The sequence below is a fragment of the Psychrobacter frigidicola genome (assembly GCF_007997305.1).
In the GTDB taxonomy this organism is placed as follows: domain Bacteria; phylum Pseudomonadota; class Gammaproteobacteria; order Pseudomonadales; family Moraxellaceae; genus Psychrobacter; species Psychrobacter frigidicola.
Genome location: NZ_VORZ01000001.1, coordinates 1161287 through 1176321 on the forward strand (window position 1 = coordinate 1161287; position 15035 = coordinate 1176321).

Annotated in this window: 9 protein-coding genes; 6 read left to right on the forward strand and 3 right to left on the reverse strand. The window is 40.2% G+C overall.

The window, feature by feature from the left end; all coding sequences use genetic code 11:
- The first annotated feature begins 419 nt into the window (after positions 1-419).
- From ES754_RS04705 to ES754_RS04715, 3 genes are read left to right on the forward strand one after another with little or no spacing between them, the layout of a single operon-like run.
- Positions 420-1931 (forward strand): cytochrome ubiquinol oxidase subunit I, encoded by a 1512-nt coding sequence (locus ES754_RS04705; RefSeq protein ID WP_147222503.1) that lies wholly within the window; start codon positions 420-422, stop codon positions 1929-1931.
- On the forward strand, positions 1931-2947 hold the full coding sequence (gene cydB / locus ES754_RS04710; RefSeq protein WP_147222505.1) for a cytochrome d ubiquinol oxidase subunit II: 1017 nt from the start codon (positions 1931-1933) through the stop codon (positions 2945-2947). The genes ES754_RS04705 and cydB overlap by 1 nt, the downstream gene beginning before the upstream one ends.
- A gap of 22 nt (positions 2948-2969) precedes the next feature.
- A complete protein-coding gene (locus ES754_RS04715; protein WP_147222506.1) occupies positions 2970-3086 on the forward strand; it encodes a DUF2474 domain-containing protein in 117 nt (38 codons plus the stop codon).
- Positions 3087-3208: 122 nt separating this feature from the next.
- Here the strand turns inward: ES754_RS04715 and murU are convergent, their stop codons facing one another.
- Positions 3209-3937, reverse strand: coding sequence for an N-acetylmuramate alpha-1-phosphate uridylyltransferase MurU (gene murU, locus ES754_RS04720; protein WP_147222508.1), 729 nt, complete (start codon positions 3935-3937; stop codon positions 3209-3211).
- Between the two features lie 124 nt (positions 3938-4061).
- Complete coding sequence (locus tag ES754_RS04725; protein WP_147222511.1) at positions 4062-5192, reverse strand: aminoglycoside phosphotransferase family protein; 1131 nt, start codon at positions 5190-5192, stop codon at positions 4062-4064.
- Between the two features lie 544 nt (positions 5193-5736).
- Here ES754_RS04725 and ES754_RS04730 point away from each other — a divergent pair.
- The 3 genes from ES754_RS04730 to ES754_RS04740 all read left to right on the forward strand — a co-directional run bounded on the left by ES754_RS04730 (position 5737) and on the right by ES754_RS04740 (position 13126).
- A complete protein-coding gene (locus ES754_RS04730; protein ID WP_147223301.1) occupies positions 5737-8817 on the forward strand; it encodes an LPS-assembly protein LptD in 3081 nt (1026 codons plus the stop codon).
- 155 nt (positions 8818-8972) lie between these two features.
- Positions 8973-10385, forward strand: a complete 1413-nt coding sequence (locus tag ES754_RS04735; protein WP_147222513.1) for a peptidylprolyl isomerase — start codon at positions 8973-8975, stop codon at positions 10383-10385.
- 767 nt (positions 10386-11152) lie between these two features.
- Positions 11153-13126 carry an acyltransferase family protein gene (locus ES754_RS04740; protein ID WP_147222516.1) on the forward strand — a complete coding sequence of 658 codons (1974 nt, stop codon included), beginning with the start codon at positions 11153-11155 and terminating at the stop codon, positions 13124-13126.
- A gap of 487 nt (positions 13127-13613) precedes the next feature.
- Here the strand turns inward: ES754_RS04740 and ES754_RS04745 are convergent, their stop codons facing one another.
- Positions 13614-14744 carry an endonuclease/exonuclease/phosphatase family protein gene (locus tag ES754_RS04745; protein ID WP_147222518.1) on the reverse strand — a complete coding sequence of 377 codons (1131 nt, stop codon included), beginning with the start codon at positions 14742-14744 and terminating at the stop codon, positions 13614-13616.
- Positions 14745-15035: the final 291 nt, after the last annotated feature.

Here is a 15035-nt window from a genome sequence, read left to right on the forward strand (position 1 = left end):
CTTTATCATTGATAAATTAACTTAAACAATGTCCTAAGTTTTAATGAGTATCAGCTGCTCATTTCAACCCTACTAGCTGTAGCAGTTATGACTGATACGTTTGAATTTATTATTAGTCGTAACTTGCGTGTGTATTTAGGGTGGCGCATAATATATTAACTTTAAATCAAAGCCATTTCTGATTTAATAAACGAATGTTTGATAGTTTATAAGGATATAAATTATTCAATTTAGCTAAATAATCTCTGGCTTAATGCTTGTTAACTAACCAGAATTTGTAGCTAAATGACAATTGGCTATTGCCCGTAATATTTGTTCCCTCCTATATATCTATGAATAGTGACGGATGGTTACGGACAGTTACTTGAGCGTATCATGGAAGCTAGCGCTAATCAGCTAACAGATAAAGGTAACCGTTTATGTTCGCTACGTCTATGATTGACCAGCTTGATGCGCTGATGCTTGCACGCATTCAGTTCGCATTTGTTATCTCCTGGCATATTGTCTATCCCGCCTTCACTATCGGACTTGCCAGTTGGTTGACGGTTTTAGAATTCCGTTGGCTTAAAACGGGGAATCCTATCTATGTTGAAGTTTATAAGCACTGGATAAAGATATTTGCCGTCGTCTTTGGCATGGGGGTGGTATCTGGGATTGTCATGTCCTATCAGTTCGGTACTAACTGGGCCGTCTTCTCTGATAAAGCCGGTAACGTTATAGGCCCACTATTGGCTTTTGAAGTCTTAACCGCGTTTTTCTTAGAAGCGTCATTCTTGGGTATCATGCTCTTTGGTTGGGGCCGCGTTAGTAAACGCATGCATTTTGCAGCAACCGCCATTGTCGCCATTGGTACACTGATATCAGGCTTTTGGATTTTATCTGCCAACAGTTTTATGCAGACGCCACAGGGCTTTATGGTTGGTGCTGATGGTTTATTATACCCAACCAACTGGTTAGAGATTATCTTTAGTCCTTCATTCCCCTATCGCTTTGCACATATGATGACAGCGGCATTCTTGACGACTGCATTTGTCATCGGTGGTATTGGTGCTTACTATCTTCAATCTAAAAAGCATGTTGAACACCGTCAGCATGGTCGAGTTATGTTAGGTATGGCGATGGTCATGGCTATATTCGTCGCGCCAGCACAGGTAATAATCGGTGATATGCACGGTCTTAACACCCTTGAGCATCAACCCGCTAAAGTGGCCGCGATGGAAGGTCTGTGGGAGAATGAACGCGGTGCGCCCCTAGTCCTATTCGGTATCCCAGATCAAAAAGCAGAAAAAAACCACTATGAAATCAAAATTCCTTACGCATCGGGTTTAATTTTAACGCACTCGTTAGATGGTGAAGTTAAAGGCCTTAAAAACTGGGCACCAGAAGACCGACCGTACGTTCCTATCGTCTTTTGGTCATTCCGCGTCATGGTTGCTATTGGCATGTTAATGGTGCTTGTGGGACTATTTAGTGTCTACAAATACTTCAAAAAACAGCAGTTTAATCCTGAAAGTAAATGGTTTCATCGCGCTTGGATGATGATGACACCGCTTGGTTTTATCGCTCTACTTGCCGGTTGGTTTGTGACTGAAACAGGGCGTCAGCCCTGGACGGTATATGGTGTAATCCGTACCGCTGAGAGTATGTCACCGGTTGCCGCGCAGCAAGTAGCGACTACCTTGATTGGCTTTATCATACTCTATGTTTTTGTCTTTGGTGCTGGTAGCTTTTATATTCTAAGCTTGATTGCTAAAGGGCCGCAAAAATACGAAGATCCTGGTGAAGATAACATCTATGAGCATTCTATCACTGAAGGTCAAGGACGCACGTTGAGTGGCGACAAAAACGCTGCTGAAAAAACAAAAAAAGATCAGACGCAAGCAGATCTAGACAAACCTGCGAATGACGTCGATGACGGGGGTTTACGCTAATGTTTAACTTTGGTGATGTATTAGATCTACCCTTAATTTGGGCGGGATTGATTGCTTTATCAGTCTTTATTTACATCCTGCTTGATGGCTTTGATTTGGGCTGCGGTATTCTATTCCCATTTGCTGGCTCCGATAAAAACCGTAGCCGCATGATGAACTCTATCGCCCCATTTTGGGACGGTAATGAGACTTGGTTAGTACTGGGCGGCGGCGGATTGTTCGCCTCTTTCCCAGTCGCTTACGGCATCATTATGAGCGGTTTGTATCTGCCAGTTATCTTTATGCTGTTTGGACTAATCATGCGTGGGGTGGCGTTTGAGTTTCGTTTTAAAGCCACCAAACACCGCTATGTATGGGATTTATTTTTCTCGATTGGCTCCTTCGCTGCCGCCTTCTTTCAAGGAGTGATGTTGGGGTCGTTGGTACAAGGTCTTGAGGCAAGCAATCGCTTATATACCGGCGGTCCATTTGATTGGCTCACACCATTCTCTGTCGTCTGCGGTATTGCGCTTATTATTGGCTATGCCTTGCTCGGCTCTACTTGGCTTATTATTAAAACTGAAGATAAGCTGCAAGTTTGGGCGAGAAAAGTATCGGGCTGGATATTGAGTGCCTTAGTATTAGCGATGGTTGTAGTAACCATCTTTATGTACTTCTCTGATATCGATGCGCTCGAAGGTTGGTTTGGCTTCCCTGGTCTGTTGTACCTAGCGCCAATGCCAATTATTGTATTGCTGCTTTTCTATTTCATGCGTAAAGATTTAAGAACTGATCGCGAGTATCGTCCGTTTTTATTAACTGTGGCATTATTTTTGATGGGTTATATTGGTGTCTGTTTTGCCATCTTCCCGTATATCGTACCCTATCAGATGACTATTTATGAAGCCGCTGCCGCTGATACCTCGCTATCATTTCTGTTGATTGGTGCGGGTATCATGCTACCGATTATCTTAAGTTATACCGCTTTTGCCTATTACACCTTCAAAGGTAAAACCGATCACGAGCATATGTATTAAAGGTCATTGTTAGGAGTTCATTATGAAAAATCTCAGTAAAAAACAATCACAATGGGCATGGTTTATTGGCTTATACCTCGCCGGATTCTTGACTATCTTTACCATTGCGCAGTTAATTAAACTCGCAATGGGTGTTTAGATTCATATCTCCAACTGGTTTTAATAAATCATAAAAAACGCAGTGCTGATAAATTATTAGCGCTGCGTTTTTTGTTTAAGGCTTGTATGGTTAAAGAATATAGCTAAGATTTTTTAAGAAGCTTAAGCACCGCGATGAGTCCCTACTCCTTTGGTTTCGATAAAGTTATTAATTTGTGTTAAACGTGCTTCTGTACCGACGTCAATCCAGTTATCGGTAATAACTTCGGCCGTTACCTGAAACTTAATCATAGCTTGTCTGAGTAACGGCGCAAGCGCTGCAGATTGACCGGTTACTAGACCATCGACTAATCGCGGTGACAATACACTAATCCCAGCAAAGGTATACTTGTCAGCATCGCCAATCGGTTGCTCACTGACCAAGCCGTTATTAACAGCAAAGTCGCCACTATTATTATGCTCTGGATTATCAATGAGTAATAAATGTGCGCGCTGATCTGCTCCCAGTTCGTAGTTCTGCAATTGTTTAAAATCATAGGTCGTCCAAACATCAGAATTGATTAAAATAAAAGGCGCATCTTGTAATTTACCCGTTTGCAGTGCATGAAAAATACCACCCGCAGTTTCTAGCGGCTCATCGTCTTCTACTGACCAATGTATAGTAACGCCATATTGTGAACCATCATCTAAAGTGTCCATCAGTTTATGTGCAAGCCACGAGGCGTTAATCGTAATATCAGTAATACCAGCCGCTTGTAGGGCTTTGATATGCCAAACAATCAGTGGCTGCCCGCCCACTTCAATTAAAGGCTTGGGGGTTTCAAGGGTCAGCGGACGTAGACGGGTACCCTTACCCGCTGCCAAAATCATTGCTTGCGTTATTACGGACATGACCGCTCCTTATTTTTTTAAATATGAGTTTTAAAGCTGTTTAATTTTAATAGAGTAACTTTTAAATGTTTCTGCTTAAATATAAATAAAGGTTTGATGTCTAAGTATTATGTACTAAATACAGCTATATATACTGCTGCACAAACTTCTGCTGATAGGCGGGTAACGCGCTATCTTGTATCCATATATTAAAGGGCTGTACTGTCCGCTTAATATCTTCATTACCATGAGCACCAAGCCATTCTAGCTCAAACATTAAATCGCGCATGACTTTAGGAATATCTGCCAAATAACGGTCTTTACCATCACGCTTGTAGAGACGAATAAAAATTCCCAATACTTTTAGATGGCGCTGGACTCCCATAATATTGACATCATTTTCGAACTTTTCGGAACTATTAACAGTAGCTAAACCTGCCTGCTGCTGCAATTGCCAAAAATCGTGAATCCAACGTGATACTTGGGTCTCTGACCACTCTACATAGGCATCGCGCACTAATGATACCAAATCATAACTATAGGCACCAATGACGGCATCTTGAAAATCAATGACCCCTAACCCTGAGCTATCGGTCTTATCTTGCATAAGGTTACGACTGTGGTAATCACGGTGGACAATGACCTGCGGCTGCGTCAAAACCTCTGTTATGAGCGCCGCCTTTAAACTCTCCCACAAGGTCTCATCAAGACTAGTCCCAATAAAAGGTACGAACCACTCTCTGAACAAGTCCATTTCACGGTTCAGCATGGCTGCATCGTAATCGGGTAATTGATGCTGTGCTTTTGCCGTTGCTACTGCTACCTTCTGTAGTGATATTAACGTCTGCATGGCCAGCTGATAGTACTCATTCACTTGCGTGGGAGTCGCACTCACTAATAGTTCTGCAAACTCAGTCGTACCATAATCTTGCAAAACCAAAAACCCTTTAGCAACATCTTGAGCTATCAGCTCCGGCACATTTATTGCGGGCATCATCAGCTTAGTCACATTAATAAACTGCTGCATCGCATCTTGCTCGTCCGCTGAATCCATGACAATATAGCGCGCCGTAGATGTTCCATGGCTATCCCGCAATTGAATGCGATGGTAGCGGCGGGCACTAGCATCACCAGGCAAGCTATCAAGCATGAATTCTTGGTCTATAAAAACCTGTTGCAACCACGCCGTTAACTGTTGCTTACGCCTATCGGTACTAGCGTCAATCAAGTCAGATTCAGTAGTCGCGTCAGGTGTTAATAGCATTTTATCTGTCATATTTTTATTTATCCTATAAAGGCATCGTAAGTTAAAGATAAAGAATCGTCGTCACTCATTAAAATAGTGATAAGTCAGGCAAATTATTGTTAAAATGGGTTATATTTTAGTGTCGTTAGTTTTTCAATTTATTTTTTAAGCTAATAATGATTAGCCCGCTGTACCCGAAGTGAGAAAAACGTCTTGCTACGTCATAAAATTCGATGAATAGTGTAGCCGATTTGGTTTTTTTTGACTATGATAAGTCGTCACTGGGTGTAAGATGATAGATTGTCTAGGCTAGACTAGCACTTATTGCTCGTATCAGAGGCTGTTAGCCGTATGATAATAGTGCGAAGTGCTGATATATCAACTTAAAGTATTAACCGTCTTATCATTACTGAACCTGCAATTACTATAAAATATCAGATATAAGCTCTCAGAAGTTAATATAATGCATTGGCATTATGCTAGTACGCTTGCTGTTTGGTTTTATAGTGATGAAAACCTCACTTTATTAACTCCAAATCGCAACCCATTAGGCTTTGCAATCATAGGTGTGCCCTTGTTATATTCTCCGCTTTACCAAAGCATCCGTTTAATTTTATTTGGTGCCTTAAGCCTGACCGTGAGCGCTGCTGCCACCGCAAGTCTGGATATACAGACGACCAAACCGCTGATAACGCCTAGCACTGGCGCAGGAAGTAGTGCCTTTAAAGCTGCCAATAACACTATCGTTGCCAATGCCAATAACTTTGCTAATGATATAGATACTGATGACCCTGCCATTGATATTGCCAACAATGACAATGCAGACAACATTACTGAAATCACTGAAAATACCGATAAAACTGCCGTACAATCTTTAGATAATCCTCAGTCAGTCGGTGGTACTCAATTAGTAAATAGCACTCAATTATCAGAAAACTCTAGCGTTAACGACAGCGTTAAAACCAGCAAGAGCAACAAGTGGTCGCGTAAAAGTATAAAAAACAAATCGTCAGCAGATGATAGTAAAATTAATGTTAAAGATGCAAACATTCAAGAAAGCTTGCAACGGTTGGCGGAATTTTACAAGTTAAAGCCTGATGCTGACACTAACGTTATTGTGGATACTGAAAGCAACGCACAACAGCTCCCTACTAATGACAACCAACTTCAAAATAGCGGCCGAAACAGTGATAAAAATAATGCGCAAACCCTTCCAAAACTAGGTACTAATTTAAATCTGTTACCAAGCTCAGTAGACAGCGCCCAACGTTGTGAAGGTCAATGGGTTTATCCCAGTCGCAACCCTAACTACCAACGCGCTGTCAATGATGGACAAACACCGACGAATTTAAATGGCATCCCTAATAATCAAGCACCGTTATTTACTGAATCCGACTATGGCTATTACGATAATGTCGATTATGCTGAGCTATCAGGTAATGTCATTATTGATCAAGGTACCCAGCATATCGAAGCAGATAAAATTGTGCTGGACTTAACTACCGGTGTAGCTGGTGCCCAAGGTAAAGTGATGTTTACCGATCAAACAACAGGCAACGATAATAGTGTCAATGGTATGCCAACATCAGCACTGCCCAATAATACTCCGCGTGATAATAACAAAACCAATATCACGGAACAGGCGTCACAAGGGGGCTTGATTGGGGTAGCAGACAGTTTGGCTTATAGTACGGAGACTGGGCAATCAACGGCTTATGGCGTGGCTTTTGCTAGCGTGCCCTTACAAGCCCATGGTTATGCTAAACGACTTAATCGGCCTAACGAGAGTCAATATGAGCTCGATAATGTCATGTTTAGCACCTGCCCCCCAACAGATCGTAAATGGCAACTTGAAGCCAAAAGTATCGACTTAGATACGGATACGGGACGTGGCAAAGCCTATGACACTACTTTCCGCATCGCCGATATACCCGTATTTTATTTACCCTATTTTAACTTCCCTATCGACAATCGGCGTGGTAGTGGGTTCTTATTACCCAGTGCCAGTCTTGGCAGTAAAAGTGGCCTTGAAGTTGATGTTCCTTATTATTTAAATTTAGCACCCAACTACGACGCGACAATCAATACCCACGTTTATACCAATCGTAATCCCATGCTCTCAGGTGAGTTCCGTTATTTAACGGAGAACTATGGCGAGGGTATTTTTAACGGCTCTTATTTACCGAATGATAAAGAGTATGATGGTAAAGATCGCAGCAGCTTTTTTTATGATCACTTTTGGTCATCCAGCAGCATTCCACGTCTAAGTGGTGATGCAAAGTACAGCTACGTATCCGATGAAGATTATATTAATGATTTTGATACGCTAGGTTTGTCAGACAATACGTTGAATCTGCCGCGGCGCGCACGTCTTAACTACTATAACGACTATGTTAGCGGTGAGATTAAAGTCGAAACTTTCCAAACGCTCAATGCCTTTACCAATACTGGCGAGGCGCTAGAAGATAAAGATAAGCCCTATTCGCGTTTACCACAGTTGACCTTGAACTACCGTCTGCCATGGGCGGAGAGCTTCGATATTACTGGTGTTCATGACTCAGCTTATTTTAAAAAATCCATCGATGATGGTTCTGAAGATGAAAAAAGTGGCGTACGAGTCTACAATAAGATTAGCGCGGCTTATCCTATAGAGTCTTCGTGGGGTTATGTTAAGCCTGAGCTTAGCTTGCAGCATTTATATACTTCCTATGATCAGGACAGCTTAGAAGACAATGAACTGAGTAAAGCAGATGGTAGTCAATCCGTATTTGTACCACAGGCCAGTGTTGATGCAGGCCTTTATTTCTACCGTGGTGGTTCACCTTTCGGCGCATTTGACGACACTATGGGTGGTTATCAGATACTAAGCCCACGGCTTAAATATACTTATTCGCCCTATAAAGATCAAAATGATATTCCTAACTTTAATACCCGTATCGCATCCATTAACTATGAGCAGCTGTTCTCAGACAGTTGGTTCTTAGGTCACGACCGTCTGCAAGACTTGCATGCCTTTACGCCAGGGGTCAACTATCGTTACATCGACGCAACGGGCGTGACACGTTTTGATGGTAGCATTGCAGAGCAGTTTTATATCGATGATGGACGTGTCACTTTAGAAGACCAAAAACCTGTCTTCACTGCCTCCTCTTCTGGGATGGTTTGGAATGCCAGCGCGCAGCCTTATAATAACGTCTGGGTGGATGTCAGCGGTGCGTTTAATAATAGCTATGATTTAAACTTTATTACCACTGAGCTGCGCTATCAACCAACAGAAAATAGCTTATTTAACGTAGGCTTCGTTAAACGTCAGCTTGATGACAACACTAATCAGTTGCCTTTGTCTGCATTTACCGCGTCAGCTATTTTCCCTGTCAATAATAATTGGCGGGTACTAGCACAGGGTCAATATGATTATCGCCGTGATAAAATACTTGACTCACTCGTTGGCATTGATTATGAGGATTGCTGCTTTGGCTTTGCCGTTTATGGTCGCCGCTACTATAATGACTTGAATGTAAAAGACAAACCAACGCAAGCCATTATGGCAGAGGTTAGACTGAATGGTCTGGGTAGTGGCGCCAGTCGCTTAACTCGATTACTCTCTGATAAAGTTCTTGGTTTTGAGCCTGTACAAACTGCTTGGAAACAATAATAAATAGTTTGTCTAAAATACAACTGGCTTTAACAAATTGAGCCAACAAGAACACTAAACATTTACGCGACAATATTGTGCACAGTACCATCCCAATAAGGGTGAATATGGTCAATAGACCACCACCCGATGCGATGACATTGATGAGGAGCATCATGAGATTTTTTACTTTACGCCAAACCAGCCGTGCAGTCCTGTTTTCTATTGGTATGAGCACCGGCATAGCTCTCAGCCTCAGCGCCCAAGCCGCGACTGTCAAACCTACCAGCATCGGTGTTGGACAAACTGGCGCCAGTAAAACTGCCCAAAACAGCAATAACCGTCTCACACCAGTGAATAGTACAGATGGTATTATTGCTTTGGTCAATGACAACGCTATCTTAAAAAGTGATTTGATTGCTGCTATCAGTCAAACTCAAGCGCGCGCGCAAGCTGCTGGTCAGCCGCTTGCTAATTCGCCACAGCTGCAGTCTGAAGTCTTAAATGCACTTATTTTACGCGAATTACAATTATCACTGGTCAATCGCGTTGGTCTTAAACCTGATGATGCGGCTATCAATCAACGCCTTGCACAAATCGCCCAAGCTGAAGGGCTGACCAGTCTTGCAGCCCTGCAGCAGCGTTTAGATGGCACGCAAGCGGGCAGCTATGCCACCTTGCGTGCTCAATTAATAGAAGACGCGGCCATTCAATCTTTGCAACAGCGCCAAATCTCTAGCCGTGTACGTATTAGTGAGCAAGATATTGATTCGTTTTTGGCCTCGCCAGAAGCCAAGCGTCTCAGCCAAAGCGAATATCAAACCATTCACGTGCGGGTACCCTACATAGATGACTACAATCGCCTATCTCAAGCCCAACGTGATAGCGCGCTAAAAGTCGCGCAGGCACTGCGTACACGTTTACAAGCACCAAACGTCGATGTTGCTGCTGCTATTGCCGCAGTTCAAGGAAGTTATCCCATTGAGATACAAGGTGGCGATATGGGCTTTCATAAAGCTGCCGCCCTACCAACTGAGTTATCAAGTGAGATTACCAAGCTTGCTGTTGGCGCAGTAAGTGCGCCGCTGGTGACCCCTGAAGGTATTAATATCATCAAACTTGCGAACAAAAAATCTGGCGACTCGATGATAATACCTCAGTGGCATACGCGTCATATTTTGATTAAGGTTGATGAGTTACAGACAGATGCACTTGCTGAACAAAAAATAAATGATTTGTACAGTCAGCTGCGTCAAGGTGCTGATTTTGCAGGATTAGCAGCGACTTATTCAGATGATCCTGGCTCAGCTGGACGCGGTGGTGATCTGGATTGGGTCAGCGAAGAAGATATGATTGGACCATTTGAAGCCGTTATGAAAAACACTGCTGTTGGTGATTATTCAGCACCTTTTAAAACCCAGTTTGGTTGGCATATTCTAAAAGTTGAAGGTCAGCGTCAGCACGATGTGAGCGATCAATATCGCCGCAATATGGCACGCCAAGCGCTTTATCAACGCTTAGCGCCGCAAGCCCAAGAAGACTGGCTGCAAGAGCTGCGTTCAGGGGCTTATATTCAAGTACTTGAATAGTACATAAGACTCAAATCAGCAATAGGTTGTTGATTTAGCCTCCTGCTTCAATATTAAATAACGAAGGGTATTTGCAAATGCAGATACCCTTTTTTATTGCTTGATCGCTTTACTATTACTAACGACGATAAATTAGTAATAAAAAATAAACAGCAGGATCGCTACGCTAGTAAGTAGCTAAATAACTCAAAAACTGTAAAACATCTCAATAACCTGCAATAACTATTTTTATTATATCGGTCTGACTTATATAGTTTGTTAACTCTATCGAAGATTAAACACACCAATTTCTTTGAGATATACCCTATTACGATATTTTAATTAAATATAGATAATCAGTAACAAAGTTATTGTAAAAAAGGTAAAGATATTTTCTGTCAACTTCATACATGTGTAATTATTGAATTGTATACATTTTATTACTCTTTTAAGTCATTATTGTATGGTTTAGGTATGACAAGCTTCTTACCGTTCAACCTAATATTGCTACCGTTCATTTTTTTGTATAAGATATGCTCCATTAGCGGAAAAATTTGAGGTTGCTATGGAAAAACAAATTTAATTTTTAGAGATTATTGAGCAAAATTTTTCGAGTCGGTTCTATCCTCCATCCATTAAAAAGGGTATCACGATCATATATATAACAAGGGAGCTATCTCTTTTAAAAAATCAAAAAAATAGGTTTGTTTAGACTATATTTTGGTTTTTCTGTTGTGTAAATTTAAGATCTAAATTGGAATTTTATATTAGTTTTGTGGGGAAATTTTTTGTTTGATAAGTATATTTTAAGTGGTTATAGAAATGATATTCAAGGGCTAAGAGCAATAGGCGCTTTAATCATCATGATATTCCACATATGGGTACATAAGGTATCTGGTGGTGTCGATGTTTTTTTCGTCATCTCTGGGTTTCTTATGTCATCAATTATATTAAAGAGCTTCTTTGTAAATGGTACAATAAACCCGTTTCCTTTCTGGGGTGGAATAATAAAGAGGGTAGCACCTTCGGCTTATGTTGTCTTAGGCACAACACTGATTGCGAGCTATTTAATAATATCTCCAGTTTTTATAGAGGGAGTGGTGCAGGAAATAATTGCAAGTGCATTACATATTGAAAACCTACAGTTGATGCGTCAGTCTGTAGATTATTTAGCCGCTGATGTGTTACCCAGTCCAGTCCAACAGTTTTGGGCACTTTCTATTCAGATCCAATTTTATATCATCCTTCCACTTGTTATCATACCCTTAGCATACATCTCAAAGAAGAAAAAAACATCATTACCTCTCTTCTTAGGTATCATCCTAATCATAATCACCTCTTTTATATATGCAGTAATTTCAGTTGAAAACGACCAATCTATAAGCTATTTCAACCCTCTATCAAGAGCTTGGGAGTTTTTCTTTGGTGTTTTTTCATTTCTATTAGTTTCAAACTTCAAAAAAATAAAATATAGAGGGATGTTAGGGTTTTTAGGTATATCCTTAATTATTGGAGGAGCAATACTTATACCTAAAGGTGCTGGTTTCCCAAGTTACGTATCATTAATTCCTGTAATCGGTGCTATGCTTATTATCATTTCAGGGTCAGGTGGTAATGGATTAATAAATAACATTCTTTCAAACAAATTATTAGTATTTTTTGGAAGTATATCTTTTACTGTATACCTTTGGCACTGGCCTATATTAATATTTTATAAAGAGTGTTTTGGCTATAATACTGTTGGTATAGTTCAAGGTTTAGTTATTATATTTATATCTATTATCTTAGCTTATTTCTCAAGTCAAAAAATAGAATCCCATTTTAAAAAAATACCTAGAGAAAAAGTAGTTTTAAACTTTTTAATTGGTATCACATTTTTACTACCTGTTGTTGCATCAGCTCTTATGTATAAACATCAAATATCATCAACCGTCAAAAATTCAGTAATAGATTTTGAGAGCAAAGAAATTAAACCGTTCTCTGAAGACAAAATTCACTTAGAAAATAAAGATACAGAAATTGATCAAGATACCTTTCTTTCAATAAATAAGATAATACCTGCTCCATATACTATAGGGTGTAATCAAGAGGGCACAGGGGTTAAGGCAAAAACCTGCAGTTTTGGAGATGTTAAATCTGACAAAAAAATAGTGCTAGTCGGTAGTTCTCATGCAACGCAGTGGTTACCCGCATTGGATGAAATAGGCAAAAAGATTAATGTCGAAATAATAAATATGACTAAAAGTGGGTGTTCTTTAGGAACATTCGAGACATCAGATGAATCCTGTGAAGAATGGAATAAGAGAGCGCTTGATAAAATTATAGATATAAACCCTTATGCAGTTATTACAAACTCTACTAAAACAAGCGCTAATAAAAAAGAATTCATACCCCAATCATATATTGAGAGCTGGGAAAAAATAGCTTCTAATGGAATAAACATTATTGGTATAAGAGATAACCCACGCTTTAATTTTGATGTACCAGAATGCATATACCAAAATAGAAACTCGCTAGATATAAACTCTTGTTCCATTAATAGAGTCGATGCTTTACTAGAAAAAGATCCTACAATAGAGTATAAAAATATTATTAGTAGTATTGATATGTCAGATATGTTTTGCACTAATGATAAATGTTTACCTGTTTTCTCTGGGAAAATGATTTATCGTGATAGTAATCATATGAGCGTAGAGTATACTTACTTTATAAGAGATAACCTCAAGACTAAACTCAATCGTATTTTGACTGACCTTAATTAAATATTATATATAATAACAAACACTCAGTATAAAAATTGATATTTTTCAGGTTCTAGTCAGTTTAGTGTTCTAATTCAGAAAAGAGTAGCGTATCCTCGGCCAAAAACCATTATTTAATTGGGTGTTTTTGGTTTTGGGCAAATTCATAATATCTAATGTTACCCCAAGAAAACTTAACACACAATAAAAAGCCCGAACCTAGGGCAATTGGTTCGGGCTTTAACGCTTCACGTTATTGTTATTATTGTTATTATTATTGATTCCGCACTGACTTGTCCTAAGTCATAAACAATAGCTATAAAAAGCTGGGCTAACTGTCCTTATAGCTATTATCTCAACACTCCATCCTTGCTTATCCTTGTGTTGATAAGGGCATTATAGGGTAATGCTTTGTGTGCCACTAGACGTTAAAAGCCCTATTTACTGTAAGCTTTTGCTTACGTAACTTCAAAACCTAAAAAGAGGTGTAATCTAGTCTGGCGCAATATTATTGACCAGTGCTACTAGCTTCTAAATGCACTTTTGATACTTTGGCGCCCTCTTTTTTACCTTCTTTAATCTTGTTATCTGTTTCTTTAATATCACTGGCATCCGCAGTTGGCGCGTTTTCTTCCTGTTTACTGGTTTCTTCTGGCTCATATTGTAACGTGGTCAGAACTGGGAAATGGTCGGAACCAATAGACGGCATTCGCTTCATATCTACAAGCGTAAAACAAGCGCTATGGAAAATATGGTCAAGGGCCCAGCGTAGAAGTGGATAGTCAACATGAAAGGTATTAATAAAATGCCGCCCTATACGCGGATCGAGCAAGCCTGAGATACGCTGAAAGCGTCGGGTAGTCTTTGACCATGCCACATCATTCAGGTCACCTGCCAATATGGCAGTTTGGTCATGCTCTTTAATATGACGCCCGACCATTAGCAGCTCAGCATCACGAGTCGTTGATTTGTCCGCTTCGGTTGGGCTTGGCGGCATAGGATGCAAACAGTAAAGCCAAATAACGCGACCATTTTGCAGGCGCAATCGAGTATGGATCGAGGGAATATCATCGATCATCAGATACTTAACTTCAGGATTGATGAGCTCAAGCTTAGAGTATAGGTGCATACCATACAAATTATCTAGCGGCACTTTAACGGTATAAGGATAATCAGGTTCAAGTGAACTCAATGCTTGTTGCCATTTTTCATCAGTTTCAAGAGTAATTAAAATATCGGGCTGTTTTTGATTGACCAAATCAACCAGTTTCTGTGTTTGCTTATTCGGGCTTAGGACATTTGAGACCATAATTTTAAGTTGATTTTCAGTCCCTATTGACGTCTTTTTGGCACTTTGCACTTCCTTTTTCCATATCCTGGTGTAAGGCAGTACCATTCTAAGCTGAAAACCTAAAGTGCCACTCAAAGCAATAAATAACAACCACTGACCTATTTGCCATTCTGATCCGAACAGTAACATGCCCAGCCAAGCAATAATGCCCAGCACTAAAATCTGGATACGCGGAAACTCAACATCACGCACCCACCAGTTATCAAGTGGCAACCAACCCCAAGCAGTGATAAAAGCAATCAGCCCTGCCAGCAGCTGCACGCCATAATATAGGAGGGAGGAATCCATAGATTTTATTAGCCCATTTTAAGTTAATGATTAAACATATAATCATATCAACAGTTATATTAGTGGCATATTAATAGTCATGCCAATCATCACCGCTTACTTTAGCATCTCATCTGACTATCACCTACTGCTTACTATTCATCAACCCGATCTTTTCGTAGAAATATTATATATATTGGGTGTGGCGCGTCTCTTGTTTGACACAATTTTGTATATTTATAACGCCTGTTTATGATTACTAAAGCTGACCTAATAAGTTAAAGTTACGGTAAGGATAGTAATTATTGATTA

Bases quoted from the DNA above. Each gene is read 5' to 3' on its own strand.
- ES754_RS04735 (WP_147222513.1), top strand. From the start codon at position 8,973: ATGAGATTTTTTACTTTACGCCAAACCAGCCGTGCAGTCCTGTTTTCT.
- ES754_RS04715 (WP_147222506.1), top strand. From the start codon at position 2,970: ATGAAAAATCTCAGTAAAAAACAATCACAATGGGCATGGTTTATTGGC.
- cydB (WP_147222505.1), top strand. From the start codon at position 1,931: ATGTTTAACTTTGGTGATGTATTAGATCTACCCTTAATTTGGGCGGGA.
- ES754_RS04705 (WP_147222503.1), top strand. From the start codon at position 420: ATGTTCGCTACGTCTATGATTGACCAGCTTGATGCGCTGATGCTTGCA.
- ES754_RS04745 (WP_147222518.1), bottom strand. From the start codon at position 14,744: ATGGATTCCTCCCTCCTATATTATGGCGTGCAGCTGCTGGCAGGGCTG.
- murU (WP_147222508.1), bottom strand. From the start codon at position 3,937: ATGTCCGTAATAACGCAAGCAATGATTTTGGCAGCGGGTAAGGGTACC.
- ES754_RS04725 (WP_147222511.1), bottom strand. From the start codon at position 5,192: ATGACAGATAAAATGCTATTAACACCTGACGCGACTACTGAATCTGAC.